Source organism: Perspicuibacillus lycopersici (assembly GCF_025660475.1).
GTDB lineage: Bacteria > Bacillota > Bacilli > Bacillales > Caldibacillaceae > Perspicuibacillus > Perspicuibacillus lycopersici.
Genome location: NZ_JAOUSF010000004.1, coordinates 239,515 through 255,894, shown reverse-complemented (window position 1 = coordinate 255,894; position 16,380 = coordinate 239,515). Strand labels below are relative to the sequence as shown.

At 35.5% G+C, this 16,380-nt stretch carries 16 protein-coding genes and 1 pseudogene; 7 read left to right on the top strand and 10 right to left on the bottom strand.

The window, feature by feature from the left end:
• Positions 1–84 precede the first annotated feature (84 nt).
• The 4 genes from OEV98_RS13355 to pdaA all read right to left on the bottom strand — a co-directional run bounded on the left by OEV98_RS13355 (position 85) and on the right by pdaA (position 3,612).
• A complete protein-coding gene (locus OEV98_RS13355; RefSeq protein ID WP_263073818.1) occupies positions 85–1,431 on the bottom strand; it encodes a sensor histidine kinase in 1,347 nt (448 codons plus the stop codon).
• Entirely contained in the window at positions 1,428–2,096 is a 669-nt protein-coding gene (locus OEV98_RS13350) for a response regulator transcription factor (protein WP_263073817.1), read from the bottom strand. The genes OEV98_RS13355 and OEV98_RS13350 overlap by 4 nt, the downstream gene beginning before the upstream one ends.
• Positions 2,097–2,228: 132 nt before the next feature.
• Entirely contained in the window at positions 2,229–2,639 is a 411-nt protein-coding gene (locus OEV98_RS13345) for a ClpX C4-type zinc finger protein (protein WP_263073816.1), read from the bottom strand.
• A gap of 181 nt (positions 2,640–2,820) precedes the next feature.
• The gene (pdaA, locus tag OEV98_RS13340) at positions 2,821–3,612 is read right to left on the bottom strand and encodes a delta-lactam-biosynthetic de-N-acetylase (RefSeq protein WP_407676519.1); all 792 of its coding nucleotides are present in this window, start codon (positions 3,610–3,612) and stop codon (positions 2,821–2,823) included.
• A gap of 529 nt (positions 3,613–4,141) precedes the next feature.
• On the opposite strand from pdaA, the gene OEV98_RS13335 reads away from it, so the two are divergent.
• A complete protein-coding gene (locus OEV98_RS13335; protein ID WP_263073814.1) occupies positions 4,142–5,170 on the top strand; it encodes a DUF3231 family protein in 1,029 nt (342 codons plus the stop codon).
• The gene (locus tag OEV98_RS13330) at positions 5,157–5,621 is read left to right on the top strand and encodes a hypothetical protein (protein WP_263073813.1); all 465 of its coding nucleotides are present in this window, start codon (positions 5,157–5,159) and stop codon (positions 5,619–5,621) included. The genes OEV98_RS13335 and OEV98_RS13330 overlap by 14 nt, the downstream gene beginning before the upstream one ends.
• A gap of 631 nt (positions 5,622–6,252) precedes the next feature.
• Here OEV98_RS13330 and OEV98_RS13320 read toward each other — a convergent pair.
• Complete coding sequence (locus OEV98_RS13320; protein WP_263073811.1) at positions 6,253–7,170, bottom strand: helix-turn-helix domain-containing protein; 918 nt, start codon at positions 7,168–7,170, stop codon at positions 6,253–6,255.
• A 289-nt stretch (positions 7,171–7,459) separates the two neighbouring features.
• Between OEV98_RS13320 and OEV98_RS13315 the strand changes: the two are divergent.
• Positions 7,460–7,868: pseudogene (locus tag OEV98_RS13315) on the top strand (GNAT family N-acetyltransferase).
• 64 nt (positions 7,869–7,932) lie between these two features.
• Here the strand turns inward: OEV98_RS13315 and OEV98_RS13310 are convergent.
• Together OEV98_RS13310 and OEV98_RS13305 are read right to left on the bottom strand one after the other, a co-directional pair.
• Positions 7,933–8,109, bottom strand: coding sequence for an SE1561 family protein (locus OEV98_RS13310; protein WP_263073810.1), 177 nt, complete (start codon positions 8,107–8,109; stop codon positions 7,933–7,935).
• 102 nt (positions 8,110–8,211) lie between these two features.
• Positions 8,212–9,039, bottom strand: a complete 828-nt coding sequence (locus OEV98_RS13305; protein ID WP_263073809.1) for a YfkD famly protein — start codon at positions 9,037–9,039, stop codon at positions 8,212–8,214.
• A gap of 688 nt (positions 9,040–9,727) precedes the next feature.
• On the opposite strand from OEV98_RS13305, the gene OEV98_RS13300 reads away from it, so the two are divergent.
• The 3 genes from OEV98_RS13300 (at position 9,728) to OEV98_RS13290 (ending at position 13,782) form a co-directional block, all read left to right on the top strand.
• Positions 9,728–10,930 carry an MFS transporter gene (locus OEV98_RS13300; protein ID WP_263073808.1) on the top strand — a complete coding sequence of 401 codons (1,203 nt, stop codon included), beginning with the start codon at positions 9,728–9,730 and terminating at the stop codon, positions 10,928–10,930.
• Between the two features lie 323 nt (positions 10,931–11,253).
• Positions 11,254–13,197: a heavy metal translocating P-type ATPase gene (locus OEV98_RS13295; protein ID WP_407676512.1), complete on the top strand. Its 1,944-nt coding sequence runs from the start codon at positions 11,254–11,256 to the stop codon at positions 13,195–13,197.
• Positions 13,198–13,338: 141 nt separating this feature from the next.
• Positions 13,339–13,782: a DUF4275 family protein gene (locus OEV98_RS13290; RefSeq protein WP_263073807.1), complete on the top strand. Its 444-nt coding sequence runs from the start codon at positions 13,339–13,341 to the stop codon at positions 13,780–13,782.
• A gap of 242 nt (positions 13,783–14,024) precedes the next feature.
• Here OEV98_RS13290 and OEV98_RS13285 read toward each other — a convergent pair whose 3' ends face one another.
• The 3 genes from OEV98_RS13285 to OEV98_RS13275 form a co-directional block, all read right to left on the bottom strand.
• Positions 14,025–14,861 (bottom strand): YihY/virulence factor BrkB family protein, encoded by an 837-nt coding sequence (locus OEV98_RS13285; RefSeq protein ID WP_263073806.1) that lies wholly within the window; start codon positions 14,859–14,861, stop codon positions 14,025–14,027.
• Positions 14,862–14,941: 80 nt separating this feature from the next.
• Positions 14,942–15,295, bottom strand: a complete 354-nt coding sequence (locus OEV98_RS13280; RefSeq protein WP_263073805.1) for a YtxH domain-containing protein — start codon at positions 15,293–15,295, stop codon at positions 14,942–14,944.
• A gap of 64 nt (positions 15,296–15,359) precedes the next feature.
• Entirely contained in the window at positions 15,360–15,836 is a 477-nt protein-coding gene (locus OEV98_RS13275) for a low molecular weight protein-tyrosine-phosphatase (protein WP_263073804.1), read from the bottom strand.
• 180 nt (positions 15,837–16,016) lie between these two features.
• Here OEV98_RS13275 and OEV98_RS13270 point away from each other — a divergent pair, with 180 nt between their 5' ends.
• Positions 16,017–16,241: a DUF1128 domain-containing protein gene (locus tag OEV98_RS13270; RefSeq protein ID WP_263073803.1), complete on the top strand. Its 225-nt coding sequence runs from the start codon at positions 16,017–16,019 to the stop codon at positions 16,239–16,241.
• Positions 16,242–16,380: the final 139 nt, after the last annotated feature.

Here is a 16,380-nt window from a genome sequence, read left to right as displayed (position 1 = left end):
GAAGGTTAAATCGAAGGTATGATAATGTTTAAAATTTGTTTAAAAAAAGGATGTAGCTGGAGTAAAAAATTCTCCAGCCACACCCTATTTCAGCCGTTTTATCCGAATAATTGTCCCTTTGCCACTTGACTCAATGTCCAAATGTAGCTGCATCCCCTTTACCATCATATCGACAATGGATAAGCCAATACCAGCACCTTTTTCTTCGGATTTGTTGTTTATTCCTGGGCCATTATCAATGATAAGTATCGTATCATATTCCTGGTGTTTCTCTGTTTTTACCGCAATATACTTCCCGCTTTTGGCATGACGAAGGACGTTTTGCAAGAGATTATCTAACACCCTTCCCATCCATATCGGATCTAGCTTCCATTCGCCTAACGCTTCTATTTCTACCTCTATTTCAAAACCTTCCTTTTCAAAAACAGGATACCAATTAGCAATAGTTTCACGAACAAATCTAGCAATATCGATATTCACCGGTTCTTTTTTATATTTACTTGCGACAAGTAGCGTATAAGACATTAAATTCTCTATTAAACGGTCGATATGTTCTACCGATGCCTCAATCGCTTTCACTGCCTGTTTTGCTTCCGTTGATAAATCCTCTTGCAAAATAGAGTAAGCTTGAGCACGCACTTTCGTTAATGGTGTCCGCAAATCATGGGATAAATTCGCAATCAGCTCGCGCCGTAGCTGTTCCTCCTTTAGTTCGCGCTTGCGGCTTTCCCTAATTTCATTCACCATTTGATTGAACGAATTTTCTAGCTGGCCAATTTCATCCCGCTTCGTAATCTCGACCTCGATTGGTAGCCCATCAACATCTCGTAATTCCATTGAGTCCTGTAATTGGACTAGTCGTTTTTGGATGCTCCTAAAAAATAAGAAAGAAACAATGACAAACAATAATATAATCGATACGATACCTAATAGAATTAGCGAACCGTATTTCTCAGATATTTTCATTATTGGCGGATCAAAAAAGCTTCTTGGGATCTCTAATACAACAAGCTCATCCTCGTTATCCCCAACAAAAGCAATAACCGTAAAGGGATCTCCATTATATCTTGATTTTATAAATTTGGCAGTGTAGCTAGCATTCCATTGCGATGGAAGTTTCTCGGAAACATCTCGTTCCAATCGTAAATTTCCGTTTCCATCCACCCAAAACATGCCAGCTTCTGGATACTGCCTTTTCCATTCGTCAAAAAAAGCTTCTACACTAGCTTCGGTTGCACTATGTACGTATTTTGCGTCTTTATGCCACTCTTCTTCAATATCATTCTCACTTTTCCTATCATCCTGTTGGTGCATATTCGATCCAACAATTGTAAATGTTCCAATAATGAGATATGAAACCTGTAGAATGATAATGGCAAGGAAGATAATTAGCATATATTTCGCTAATAAGGATCGGACAAATTTCTTCATCGTTTCACCCGATATCCAATACCCCGAATCGTTTCAATAATCGTTGGCTTTGCTGGATCCTTTTCAATCTTTTCCCGTAAATAACGAATATGGACCATCAACGTTTTATCTCCTTCTATATAGGGCTCCCCCCATACTCCTTCATAAAGCTGTTCCTTCGTAAGGATTTGATTGAGATGCCGAATGAAAAAGTTAAATAGATGATATTGCTTTCCCGTTAATGGAATTTCTTCCTGATTTTCTTTATGTATTACACGCATATCTTTTGTATATATGATTAAGTGTTGCAAATCAAGTATGTCATTTTGTCTTTGAAATCTTCTTAACAATACCTCAATCCGAGCAGCAAGTTCATCCGGATGAAATGGCTTTGTCATATAGTCATCTGCAAATTCTAACCCTTCAATTTTATCCTCTATCGCCGTCCGAGCAGATAACATTAAGATAGGTAGACCTTCTGTTTGTTTTTTTATTCGTCTTCCAAGTGAAAAACCATCTAACCCTGGAAGCATAACATCCAACAGGACAATATCTATTGTAGCTAAATAGGAATCTATCTCGTTTCCAGACGTTAGCCAAATCACTTCATATCCCCTATCCGACAGATTCTGCATCACCCACTCTCCTATGTCCTTTTCATCTTCCACATAAAGAATAGTTGCCACAATCCACTCCCCCTCTACCTTCTGCATAAGTTACCTTGTCTACCATAACTATAACATATTGAATGGAACTAATAAGGGAAACCACAAAGGGTTTCCCTTCTTTTAAGTTTCCACCTTCTTGTTAAGGAAATTTTATACATCTGTGGAATTTAATTTAATAACTTCTAGACCAAACTCTAAGCATCCCTTGCAAATAGCAGCTCCTGGTCCTATAGCTAATTCTCCAACTTCTTCTTTACTTTTATGGCAAAAAGAACAAGTTGCACCATGCGCTGTATTGTTCATACTATTTGGATTTGAAGTTTTCTCTAAAGCATTGTACAGTTCATCAATTACTTCCGGCTCAATATAATCGAAATCTCCTTTTAATTTTACTGCAATAGTTGTATACGCAATAGCCATCCCCTCATAAAAACGTTGTCTTTCTAAATGGTCACTACCTTTAGATTTTTCCTCACATAATTCGCTTAGTTTTTCTAATTCCAAAATAATGTCTTCAATTTTTGCACCTCGAAATGTTTTTTTACGAAATTCCTGCTCCATTATTTACACCTCCCAATTTTATATGTACACATTTGTATACATATAGAGAGATATATTCTTCAAACTATAAATAGTTCCTTTCCTTTTGAAGTATTTTTGGAATAAACTTTCAAGCTATAAAAAAAGATCTAAAAGCATCAATAACTTTTAGATCTTTCTTAACCTTTATATCGTTTCAATATTAATAAATATACTTATTTTGACCAATTTCTCGTTGTAATAATAAATCATTTAAGCTCGCGAATTGGTAGCCACGTTTTTTCAAATCTTGAATGGCTTTTTCTAATGCATCCGCATTATCCTTCGATACCGTATGTAGCAGGATTACCGCCCCTGGATGCACTTGGCGCATTATTTCATTGTAGGAATATTCCCAGCCCTTTTGTCGCTTTACATCCCAATCCACAAAAGCAAGCGACCAAAATACATGAATATAGCCTGCATCTTTCGCAACCTTTAATGTCCGTTCGCTAAAGACGCCACGTGGTGGACGAAGAAATATCATTTCCTTTTGTCCCGTCAGTTCCGCTGTTTTTTGTTTTACTTTCGCCAGCTCTTCCTTTAGCTTTTCATCACTTATACGAGTGAAATCAGGATGTCCCCATGAATGATTACCAACGATATGCCCTTCCTTTACCATTCGCTTCACAAGATCCGGTGCGGATTCTAAATAATGACCGGTCACAAAAAAAGTCGCGGGAACCTGTTCCTTTTTTAATACATCTAAAATTTTTCCTGTATAGCCATTTTCGTAGCCATTATCGAATGTAAAATACACTACCTTTTTATTTGGGTCAGCTTTATAAAACGCATCATATTTCTTTAATAAATTATCATACTCGGCACCTGCTTCCGGTGGCACCTCATCCTTTGCTTTTTTAAATCCCCAATTGATTGGCGTATTGGACACTGCAAGTACGTTGCTTGTGCCAAAAAAACACAAACAGGTAATGGTTAATAAAATAAAAGCAATTTTTTTCAAAACCATTCTTCCTTTCCTTTTTCCTTAGTTTTTCAAAAGAAAAGGAAATCATGCCTGCAATAAATATTTTTTCCTGATTTTTTGCTTATATGGATAATAATTTGCTAATAAATTTTGCCAATGTTTCTTTATCTAAAAGTGAAGTCAGTCCGAAGGGATTGATGTCAACTTCGTATCCTATTCGGACTAAAAGCCCCAAAGCTTCAACCTTATTACCGCAGAGTTAAAATTATGAGTTTGCCACAATTTTCGCTAATAAATGAATCTACCACTAGAAGACTAATCAGAAAGAATATTAGTATAAAAGGTTGTACATTATTGGTACTCTCTTTTTTTACATATTAAAGAAACGGTAACTAGTATTAAATAGAACGAACCAACGAATCGGTGTTATTAAAACAGAAATGGCATTATTAAATAGAAAATGAAATATTTTGCATAACATTATCCGCAATTTGAATAATAACAATAGAAATTTAAAATTACATACTAATTTTATAAATTCTTAGGAGGTTATTTAGTGGAAAAAATAAGTCATAATGTTGAACTAACAACAGCAGAAATAGCAAACCTTTGGACTCAATATATGAACGATTCCTTATCAATTTGTATTCTTACCCATTCAATTAAACATGCCAAAGACCAAGATATTAAAAAAATTCTTGAATTTTCCCTTAGTCTTGCAGAATCCCATATCGTAAAAATCAGGGAAATTTTTAATCAAAATAATTTCCCTATACCAAAGGGTTTCTCAATAGAAGAAGACGTTAATTTAAGTGCCCCTGCATTATTTACGGATTCATTTATGATAAATTACCTACACATTATGACATTACTTGGATTAACAGGGTATGCAGGTGCTGTTGCAACTTCAAGTAGAAAAGACCAATTGGATTACTTTATACAATGTAATATGGAAACGATGGAATTGCATAAAAGAACCATAAATGTAATGCTAAATAAAGGGCTATATAGTAAAACCGCTAGGATTAATCCACCAAGTAAAGTTGATTTTGTACATAATCAAAGTTATTTAAATGGTTGGTTTGGAAAGAAAAGACCTCTAAATATTATAGAAATTAGTGGTATGAGTTTTAATATGAAAAAAGACGTTTCTAAAGCAGTATTAGAATTGGCGTTCGGACAAGTATGTCAAACAAAAGAAATTCAAAAGTACTTCGAAAGAGGAAAAAATATTTGTAAAAGCCATTTTACCACTTTTAATAGTATTTTAACAAAGGAAGAATTATCATCCCCAAAAACATGGGTTTCGGAAGTAACTAATTCAACCGTATCCCCTTATTCAGAAAAATTGATGTTATATCATGTTGTCACATTAGTTTCAGCGGCGATTGGGTATTATGGGGCTGGTTTATCAGTTTCTCAAAGAAGAGACTTATCTCTAGAGTACACAAAATTTATTACTGAGGTTAGTTTGTTTGTAGAGGATGGGGCACAACTATTGATAAAGTATGGTTGGCTAGAACAACCACCATTGTCTGATAACCGAAAGGATTTAGCAAAGGAGGGAAACAATGAGACCATCTAAGCTTATCTTATACGCAATGATGATTCTACCGTGGTTAACCGTTCCTTTTTTGGGAAAAAAGACAATAAAACGCTTTTTACCAGCTTCCTTGTTTATGTCCAGTGTAGTATGGGTTGAAGGGCATATAGCTAGAAATAAAAGATGGTGGTTCTTTTATGAAAAGATAGTTCCAAAGGCTATAGGAGAATTCCCCTTAATAGTTGGTGTGTTTTTAATAGGAACACTTTGGATATTGAGATTCACCTATGGTAAATTTATTCGATTTATTATTTTAAATTTGATTGTTGATTCGTTTTTCACCTTTGTTGTGGTGGAGTGGTTTCAAAAACTAAAAGTGGCAACACTTGTCCGTATTAATAAAATTCAATTATCCTTACTATTTTTATTAAAATCCATGCTTTTATATGGATTCCAATTCATTATAGAAAAAACAAAGTTCATTAAGGAATAGTGTAAGGATAGTTGAACGATCAAAAGAAAAATTACTATGGAGGATTGCCCTTCCGGGTTTTGGACACATTATTAAATGGAAAAGTGTATGCTTGTTTTTTTAGAATTCCTCATTATTGTACAAACGAATGTCCATGGGGAGATTGATATGGCCATTGCAAAAGTTGACTATCGATGGTTGATTTTTCCCCCTGTTTATATTTCTTTTAATGTGGGAGGCGAATAGGGAGGCAGGGGGAGGCAAAAAAAATGCTTTTTTACCCTTTTGTATTTTCTACTTATTTTGTAACGGTTGGTTGAATTTATTCACCCAATTAGGTTTATTTAGGATATTATTCGAACCTATATGGTTATCTATTCTCTATGAAATTCCTGGAATTGAAGTTGGTCTAGTAATTCAAAAATTAACCAATTAATATGAGATTAATTAAAGGGTTATGTCTTAAATATGTTAAAAATCATTGATTTACTTTATTCTGTAAAAAACCCAAATGGATTACTGAATTTATCAACTAACGAGAAATGAAGATGCAATTAATCAGTTTCAAATAAAAATATAAGCTAATTATTAATATTTGTTTAATTAAATAAAGCCACGGGAAGTTTACCCAAGGCTTTTTTATATTGTCGTTTTAAATTTTGTCAGTCTCAACTTCTAATACCATTCGGTTTAAATTTTCTTTACTTAAAAATGGCGCTAAACCAATTAATTGCTCGGAATTTATATTTCCTTTCACCATCTCATTCACTAACCGATCTAATGTAGACTGATGAATAAATGGTGCTAGTGATAACACAATATTCCAGCTTATATTTCCTTTTTCCGCATGCTGGACAAGTTTATCGATCGCATCTGAATCAAGGAAAGGCGCTAAACCTGTAATTTTCCGAATATCAATCGTTCCATCCACCATCTTATCTACCATATTTGTTAATGTCCTTTGCGATAAAAACGGGGCAAGTCCGCTAATGGTTTCCCAGGAGATTTCCTCGTCCATTGCCCGATTTGCGAGTTCATTCAAGGCTGTCTCGCTTAAAAATGGCGCAAGTCCCGAAATCGTCGTCCAAGAAGCCTGTATTTTGGTAGATTTCAAGACTAATGAATCTAATTGGTCATAGCCAAGGAATGGGGCAAGTTGTAACAATACTTTCTCGGTCAATGTTTCTTCCTTCAATTGCTCGGAAATTTCATTTAATGTACTTGCCTTTAAAATCGGAGCTACATCTACTAACTCCTCTACTGGCACCTCATCGGAATTAATTAAGCCTGCCGCTGCTTCCTTGTTATTATTCGAAATTGCCTCTACTAAGCGACCAATATTTCGAGATTTTGTATTGGTCTCGCCAGCATTCATTACATCATCCACAGTTAACTGAAACAAACCGGCTATTACCGGAATCGTTCCGATATCGGGTAAGGATTCTCCCCGCTCCCACTTAGAAACTGCCTGATGACTAACATTTAATTCATTCGCTAATTCTACCTGTGTCATGTCTTGTTCTTTTCGTAATTTGGAAATATATGCTCCTATTTTTCGGGCATCTAGCATCCTTATTCCCTCCAGTATTTAAATTAGCAGTGCGCACCACTTATACAATTATCGTAGCATAATAGTAGTTTCCCGCCTATCAACCATTGGTTGAATTGTGGATTTTATTAGGTGCAACTTGTAGTAGAATTGGTAATTATGCTTATGAATCATGTGATAAGAAGGATTTTTCCTATATAAATCGAATAAAGTAACGGAGTCAAAAAGAGTTTGGAGGTTAACAATTTGTTACTTTATTTTTGATTGATCCCCACTACCTATAATTCAAAAAATAATGGGGTGAATATAGATGCAGTATAAAAATTCTCTTCATGGTATTTCGTCCGATATGTTGAATGGCTTTTTTGTAGGTTGGCCAAATCCACCGAGCCCAGAAACACATCTAAAATTGCTACAAAAAAGTAGTAAAGTAGTCATTTCAATAGATGTTCAAGTTCATCAAGTCGTTGGATTTATCACTGCTATTAGTGACGGAGTACTTTCTGCCTACATTCCGTTGCTGGAAGTGTTACCACAATATAAAAATAAAGGGATTGGCAAGGAATTAGTAATGCGAATGGTTAAAACAGCTTGATGATATTTATATGGTGGATTTATGCTGTGATAATGACCTAGTTCCTTATTACGAGAAATTTGGAATGAGAAAGTCTAACGGCATGTTCATTAGAAATTATGAGAGGCAGTCAAGGATAAAATAGCAATATAATTTTCTAGGATAACTAAAAAAGACTAAATTCCTTGAACTTAGTCTTTTTTATCGATTTATTGATTATCCGTTTTTACTTGCTCACATTTCTCCTCTAATTCATCAATTAGCTGAATCAAGCGATCAATATCCTCCACGTCCACCTTTTCTGGTTCCATGGATTCTAACGTATCTAAAAATTGATCAAATCGTTGCTGTAGCACAGACAGCTGATTTTCTGAGGCTTCTACCAAAAAAATTACTCCCTTCAACAATAGCTTTTATTATTATACACCCTCTTTCGTAATAGAAAACAGGATAGCTTTTATTTTTTACTAACAATCGTTTTCGTCGGATTATCTAGGTACTTCCACTGCAGTAAAGCGGAATGATATATGGTCTTGAATTGGAATCCATGCACCAATTCCTTGGGAGGTAACATTTTTCACCACAATCGATTTTTTTCCACCCTTCAGTACTAAATATACTTCTCCATACGTAACCGTTCCTTTTTCATTAATTGCTGGTGCATAGCCATCTAAATAGCCTAATTTTTTATTTGGAATATTATACACCTGATCCTTTTTTGAACCTGCACCTATAATTGTTTCAAAGGACAATGGTAGCTTTGTTTTTTCTGTCGCTTTTAAAAGCATCATTTTTTTCACATGATTGGAATCCGGAATTTTTGCCGTCAATCCACCTCGAACAATTTTTTGTGCCTCTTGAACATAATGAATTTTAAACGGGGCATTGCCGCCACGGTTATCATAGTAATTGGTGTTTACCTTTTGATATTCCCAATTTGGTGATGTTTCCTTTGACTCGTAATTTAATGGCCATTTTCCTAAATAAATTGTCGCCTTGTAACCCATTGCTAAAATTGGTTTATTTATCGATGTTTCATTCAGCATTAAAATTAAATCCGGATTTTCTACTTTCACATCTGCAGTTTGCAGCAATTCCTTAGTTAATTCACTTGGTTGTAGCTGTGGTAAATCCTGGGATGGATTTGGGTAAGTATTTTCCTTTGCAATATTAAGTACGTAATCTGGAATTTGATACTTTGCAACCTCTGGTGGAGTCTTCGGTGGGGTTTTCGCTGCAAGAACCTCCGAACTAAATAGCATCGCAAATAGTAGCGTAAATATGAAGAAAAAACGAATACGAGCGCGTTTCGTCATGTTGATACTCCTTCCGTTTATTTTGATGGTTTATGAATAGTTTTTTCTTGGTTGTATATTCTTATCCAATTTTTTTCAAAAAATTATTTTAACAAAATCAGAATATTGACAAAATGTATTTCGTAATAATAGTAATAACCTTAAAAGCAAAGGAGGGAAAAGGAAAGTTAAGTCCTGTTAAAAGAGGTGTGTGCACGATCCCTTCATGGTAAGGCCAGCTATTCGCCAGTAGAAGTTTGATTCGGAACCATTCTTGAAAGCGGGTGAGACTGTAATTCCTGTCAAAAATGAATAATGGAAATTAAAAACCGGGTATACAATCATATGGTGATACTCGGTTTTTTCCGTTTTCATGACTATTCTGAATCGTTTTATATTCACACTTCTCTCTATTATTTCCAATTCCTTTGGGAATATTTCCCGATTGTAAAAGTTGTACATTTATATTTTGGTATGAATGTACGGTTCAGTTATGAAGGATACATAATACTGAGGGGGATGAGCTTTCCTAACGCGTTAAATCATCCCCCTTACCTTTTTCACAACCCCCAAAAACATTCCCCTTGCCAATCCTCTTAATTGCCTATATCATCAAAAAGGGAACTATACAAACATTAATTAGAAGAATCATTATCCAAAAAAGACAAAATAATCCAATTTTATGGAAGTGACAATTAGGAGATACGGAATGAACAGCTTACGAATTCGGTTTTGGGTGTTAATTACGATTGTTAGTATTTCTGGCTTTTCACAAGGGATGTTGCTGCCATTACTTGCTGTTCTTTTAGAAAGTGATGGCGTTTCCTCTACGATAAACGGCCTTCATGCGACAGGACTTTATATAGGGGTGCTTATCGCTTCTCCGTTTATGGAGGCACCTTTACGGAGATTTGGTTATAAGCCTTTGATTGTAGTCGGTGGGCTTATGGTGTTAGTATCACTATTTTTCTTTACTTTATGGGATTCGTTATGGTTTTGGTTTATATTGCGATTAATTATTGGCGTTGGGGATCATGCACTTCATTTTTCCACGCAAACATGGATTACATCGTTTTCGCCAGAAAATGTACGCGGACGTAATATTTCCTTTTATGGTTTGTTCTTTGGGATCGGCTTTGCAGCAGGTCCATTAATGACCCGATTAATCACGATAAATGAAGCATTACCGTTTATGATTGCTTCGATCTTCAGCCTTCTAGCATGGCTAACTATTTTCCTTCTAAAAAATGAATTGCCTGAACGGGAAGAAAATGATAACGAAGCATTTACATTACGATCCACCTTTTCTCGGTTTGGGAATGTATTTAAATATGCATGGGCCCCTTTATTACCGGCATTTTGTTATGGAATATTAGAAGCATCCTTGAATAGTAATTTTCCTGTGTTTGGATTACGAAATGGACTAGATGTGGAAATTATTCCAATTATCGTTTCAGCCTTTTCCATCGGTGGCATCCTTTTTCAAATACCTTTAGGCATGCTGAGTGATAAATTGGGAAGGCGAAATATTCTCTTATTCGTTATGCTTACCGGTAGTATTTCCTTTGTCGGAGCAGGTTTATTTGATAATCAACCATTAATGTTAATCGGCTTTTTCTTTCTTTCCGGTATGCTATTAGGATCAACTTTTTCCTTAAGCATCGCATATATGACGGATAATATTCCGCGGAAGCTTCTCCCCGCTGGGAATTTGATGACGGGGATGTGCTTTAGTATCGGAAGTGTGTCTGGTCCGTTTTTTGGAGGACTAGCAATTGACTATTTGCCGCAGATAAGCTTTTTTTATTTAATCAGTGGGGCACTGTTGCTAATCTTTATCGCACTAATGCTGTATAAAGGAAATACATTAGCAGCTCACACTCCGCAAAACAAACAAATCGAGCAGCTATAAAAATACGGCTTGCCATGAATCGGATCAACAATCGATTTACGGCGAGCCTTTTTTCGTTTCCCCACCTCACGCTTCCTGCCTACCATCATAAAATAAACGATATATTTACAGTGTTTATATTTATTATTATTCCTTTTTAATAATTATTTTAATTTATAAGCTTAAATCCATTGCTTTTTAAAGCTCCTATGCTAAAATAAAAGAAACCATAATAACATTGTAATTAAAGGAATACTGTCATTTCACTTGACAGTTTTCATCTATTTACAAAGCTAACTGAGTATGATTTTTATTCTCAATTAGGTTCGATTGGAGGAATAACGTTGGAGGCTAAATTAAAATTACTCAAAATAACAAAGCATCGGATACTCACAACGAGAGAAACATTTTCAAATATAAATTCCTATATTGAATTAATCTTTGCAATCGGTAGCGGTATTTTTATTGTTGCTGGTTGGCTCCTTTCTAAAGCAGATTTACAATTAGCATCGATTGTGAGCTTCCTGCTTGCTTATGGAATCGGTGGCTATTTTAAAGCAAAAGAAGGTCTTTCTGATACGCTTTTGCATAAGCAATTAAATGTGGAATTATTAATGGTATTAGCCGCCATCGGCTCTGCAATCATCGGGTATTGGACAGAAGGTGCACTCTTAATATTTATTTTTGCACTAAGTGGAGCGCTTGAAACGTATACGATGGATAAAAGCAGGAAGGAATTGTCTTCCTTAATGCGTTTACAGCCAGAAGAAGCGTGGTTACTAGAGAATAATAAAGAGTATCGTGTTTCAGTAGCAGATTTGGTAGTCGGCAATCATATATTAGTGAAGCCTGGGGAACGGATTCCTGCGGACGGGATCATTAAAAAAGGCAGCACAAGCATCGATGAATCCGCGATTACTGGGGAATCAATTCCAGTTTCAAAAGAAGTCGGTCAAGAAATATTTGCCGGCACTGTGAATGGGCAAGGATCGATTATTGTGGAGATTACAAAACCAAATAGTGAAACATTATTTCAAAAAATTATTACACTCGTACAAAATGCTCAAAGCGAAAAATCACCATCCCAGCAATTTATCGAAAGATTTGAAGGAACCTATGTTAAAATTGTACTCTCTGTTGTTGCGTTAATGATGGTTCTCCCCCATTATTTACTCGACTGGAGTTGGAATGAAGCCTTTTACCGAGCAATGGTGCTTTTAGTAGTTGCATCCCCTTGTGCAGTTGTTGCTTCCATAATGCCTGCTACGTTATCGGCAATTTCCAACGGCGCAAGAAATGGAATGCTCTTCAAAGGTGGCGTCCATTTAGAAACATTAGGAAATATTCGCGCGATTGCCTTTGATAAAACAGGTACTTTAACTATCGGACATCCAGAAGTAACCAATTATGTTGTTGTGGAGGAACATTCTCCGGCCGATGTTTTACAAATCGTTGCCTCTATTGAACACCATTCTAATCATCCATTGGCAGAAGCGATTGGAAAATTTGCAGCTTCTCAAATGGTTGATTTACTGACACCTGATTCCATTGAAGATGTAAGTGGTTGGGGTATTCAAGCAATAATCCAGGGGCAAACATGGAAAATTGGTAAAAAAGACTTTATGAACAAAGAAAAAATTGATCAGTTTAGAAGGCAATATGTGACCAAACATGCAGATAGCGGAAAAACGATTGTCTATATTCAAAAGGAAGCAGATATTATTGGATTTATCGCACTAAAAGATTGCATTCGAACAGAAGCAAAGGCAGCCATCGATGAGCTTCAGCAGTTAGGTATTCAGCCAATCATGCTAACTGGAGATTCTCAAACAACTGCCGCAGCAATTGCAAACGAGGTAGGAATGACGACATTTGTCGCAGAATGCCTTCCTGAGCAAAAAGTTACCGAGCTAAAAAAAATTCAAGCAACCTATGGTGTTACAGCTATGGTTGGGGATGGAATTAATGATGCTCCTGCGCTTGCGAGTGCGAATGTTGGGATTGCTATGGGGCAAGGAACCGATGTCGCCTTAGAAACGGCGGATATAGTATTAATGAAAAATGAATTGGCCAAAATTTCCGAAGCTGTTCAGCTATCGAAACGAATGAACCGAATCATCAAACAAAATTTGTTCTTTTCTATTGGTGTCCTTTTCATACTAGTGCTCTCTAATTTTTTCCAGGCTATTGACTTACCATTCGGAGTTATTGGTCATGAAGGTAGTACTATTTTAGTTATTTTAAATGGGTTACGATTATTAAAGCAGCATCAAAAGAAAATGGCTTAAAACAGAAAGCGATGTTCTGCATTTATGTAAGGTTTTTAAACAGCATGACGATGGTTTTACCGCTCTTAAAATTTTTTTCCTAATATTACTGCAAATAACAGATGATTTATAAAAGATTATGAAAATAATTAGAGGTGTTTAATGGATTTAGTCGAAAAGCTTAAACGTAAAAACATTAAGGTAATAGAAATACCAAAATGGGGAACTTATTTAAGAAAGGAATGGGAAAACAATTTCGCCAATCATCTAACCGATAAGGAAAAAAAAGCAATTCATTTATTGGACGAAGGCGGTTTTTCTGGCTTTTTATGGCATGTATTCAGTTATGAAAAGAAGGATTGTCTCGTAAGTGAAAAAGCAGAAGATGCTTTTAACAATGAAAGAAAAAATAAGTGCTATGTGTTCTTCCAACATTCTGATTACGCACTAATGCTTGAAAATGCTTCAATGCTTAACGCCGACGACTTTAAGGATGAAACGAATATAGATTTATACATTGTAGACAAACAATTTCGTTGGACTTTTGTGTTAACACACGAAACGGATTGGTGTGGCCCATATTTTAGTCACAATGGAAACATGTAGAAAAAGAGCTGGGACAAAAAGAAAAAACGGTAGTTTCTTGATAGAAAAATGATGTTTTTATGATTAAAACATCATTAATTTCCGTTTTGAGGACGCTTTTCACTTGCCTGAAACGGAAATCTATTTTCAAGTTTTCAATTCTTACGTATAGGTATAAGAAATTTTTCCAAAAAATAACTTATGTCCCAGCCTCTTTCTTGACATTTAGGAACTTTTAAAAATTTCGCCACACTTGTTTCTTTTTACGGACATGGCTTATTTTTCAAATCCTCCCGTATCGCATTAATCTCCCCACCAAGTAATAAAATGACACCCGTCAAATAAAACCATATCATTAAAATAATGATTACTCCAAGACTCCCATAGGTAACGGTATAATTCCCAAAATTATCTACATAAAAGGAAAAACCAAATGATGAGACCATCCAACCAATTGTGGAAAAAATGGCACCCGGGATTATTGCTAAGCATTTCAACTTTTTATTTGGCGTTACCAAATAAAGTGCACTAAACATAAAAAAGAGAATGATGGCACTTACAATCCAGCGCAACACATTCCAAACATGTAAAAAATCCTCGGATAACCCAATCATCGACGACAAAACAATACCAATATGTTTACCAAATACCGGCAGTAAGAGCGCCAGTAAAAAGACAAAAATCATCACGATTGTCAGTAGTACTGATAATGCGCGTACGAATAAAAAATGGCGATTTTCCTTTACATCATAGGCACGATTTATTGCTCGGATGATTGCGTTCATTCCATTGGAGGCAGCCCAAATTGTGGCGATAATACCGAAAGACAAAAGTCCTCCATCATGGCTATCCAATATCGGTGTTATGTTTTGTTCAATATATTGTAATGTTTCCCCAGGAGCAAAATCATCCAAAAACCCTAAAATCATTTCCTCTGTTATTGGCAGAAATGGTAGAATCGAAAATAGAGTAATCAATAAAGGAAAAAGGGATAGTAAAAAAAAGTAAGCAAGCTGTGCCGCCAGTCCAAACAAATCATGTTTTCCAATCCGAAGGTACAGTGTTTTTAACCAACCAAAAATCGATAACGGTTTGTCCATTTACTATCTCCTTTCCTACGAAAGAAAATTTGTCACAAATGCCTCTAGTACTACATTAGTATATAGACGCAAATGAATATCTATTCTATTTTTTCGAGAGTTTCCTTTTCCAATTCTTTATCATTGACCAATACTTGCTTTGTTTCTAGCAATGTTTTCGTTGCCTCTGAACCAAGCTCTTTTAGCTCAGCTGCTTTATGGACTACGAATTGAAGATCTTGATTCATCGTTTGATAAGTATTTTTTACATCCTGTAGTTTTACTTGCATATTATGTATTGTTTCCTTCGGATCTTGAATATACGTTTTCAACTTACCTCCTACAGCTTTGCCTTTTTCTAATATATTTTTTCGTGTATCTTTATCCAATAAAGACAATGTACCACCAATTACTGCACCTATTAGGACACCTTTTACGAATTTACTTTCACCCATCGCTTAATACCTCCATTAACTTCTTTAAGTTAGGATACTCCTAACAAATTTAGAAAAACATAATTCATTGACGGATGTTATGCTCTGCCTTGATTTTTTCCAGCAGTAGTTCACAGCCCTTTGTCACAAGTTCATAAACAACTTCAAAATTCCCTGTATAATATGGGTCTGGAACATTTTTCTCCACTTCCTCGTCAACAAAATCTAATAGCTTCCCAACAAAGGAAGTTGGCTCTGCTTTTTGTAATTTCCGAATCCCTTCGATATTATCATCATCCATCGCAATAATATAGTCAAAATTCGTAAGGTCCGTTGCTGTTATTTGTCTTGCAACAATTCCCTCACTTGAAATCTGATTTTTCCTAAGGATATTACGTGTTCCTTGATGCGGACTATCTCCTGCATGCCAATTTCCGAGTCCAGCAGAATCGATTCGAAATTTGGATTCCATTCCTTCCTTTTTCACTAGTTCGCGGAATATTGCCTCTGCCATCGGAGAACGACAAATATTCCCAAGACAAACGAATAATACAGTAATCATTCCTATCCCTCCAAAATAAACATTCCTTCTTTAACAATAGCGAATACCCTATCCTTTTTTCAACCTTTATTCACTCGCATTCCTTCACTTTTATTCTGCTTTTTGCAAAATATTTATTCATACTTTCACGTGGGGTATGATATTCTTGAATGAGTAAATAATTTCGGAGGGTGAATGCCAATGGATCTTTCATTGAAAACGAAGGAAAATATCGAATATATGATTGCTAAAATATTAGAGAAATTAAAGATAATTAACGTAGATGCCGTGAATCCAAAGCATTTTAATGATGAACAGTACGATGAAATTTTTGACATTTATCAATTAGTCATGAAGCGCCCAAGCTTTTCTCCTCGGGAAATGCAGGCAATTGTAGAGGAATTAGGAACCCTCAGAAAGCAATAACCATTTACTTATCGTAAGATTTGATGACTGCCTAGGAAAAAATAAAGGGCTGTTTATTTAACAATTATCGTCATAAGAAAAAAATATTAATTTAACAACTGAGCAACTACAAGAACTCCACGAAAGCGGAAGCGACTGT

What these genes read in the sequence shown, in the direction of transcription:
- OEV98_RS13355 (WP_263073818.1), bottom strand. Translation starts at nt 1,431, where the DNA reads ATGAAGAAATTTGTCCGATCCTTATTAGCGAAATATATGCTAATTATC.
- OEV98_RS13345 (WP_263073816.1), bottom strand. Translation starts at nt 2,639, where the DNA reads ATGGAGCAGGAATTTCGTAAAAAAACATTTCGAGGTGCAAAAATTGAA.
- OEV98_RS13330 (WP_263073813.1), top strand. Translation starts at nt 5,157, where the DNA reads ATGAGACCATCTAAGCTTATCTTATACGCAATGATGATTCTACCGTGG.
- OEV98_RS13320 (WP_263073811.1), bottom strand. Translation starts at nt 7,170, where the DNA reads ATGCTAGATGCCCGAAAAATAGGAGCATATATTTCCAAATTACGAAAA.
- OEV98_RS13305 (WP_263073809.1), bottom strand. Translation starts at nt 9,039, where the DNA reads ATGACGAAACGCGCTCGTATTCGTTTTTTCTTCATATTTACGCTACTA.
- OEV98_RS13300 (WP_263073808.1), top strand. Translation starts at nt 9,728, where the DNA reads ATGAACAGCTTACGAATTCGGTTTTGGGTGTTAATTACGATTGTTAGT.
- OEV98_RS13290 (WP_263073807.1), top strand. Translation starts at nt 13,339, where the DNA reads ATGGATTTAGTCGAAAAGCTTAAACGTAAAAACATTAAGGTAATAGAA.
- OEV98_RS13285 (WP_263073806.1), bottom strand. Translation starts at nt 14,861, where the DNA reads ATGGACAAACCGTTATCGATTTTTGGTTGGTTAAAAACACTGTACCTT.
- OEV98_RS13280 (WP_263073805.1), bottom strand. Translation starts at nt 15,295, where the DNA reads ATGGGTGAAAGTAAATTCGTAAAAGGTGTCCTAATAGGTGCAGTAATT.
- OEV98_RS13275 (WP_263073804.1), bottom strand. Translation starts at nt 15,836, where the DNA reads ATGATTACTGTATTATTCGTTTGTCTTGGGAATATTTGTCGTTCTCCG.
- OEV98_RS13270 (WP_263073803.1), top strand. Translation starts at nt 16,017, where the DNA reads ATGGATCTTTCATTGAAAACGAAGGAAAATATCGAATATATGATTGCT.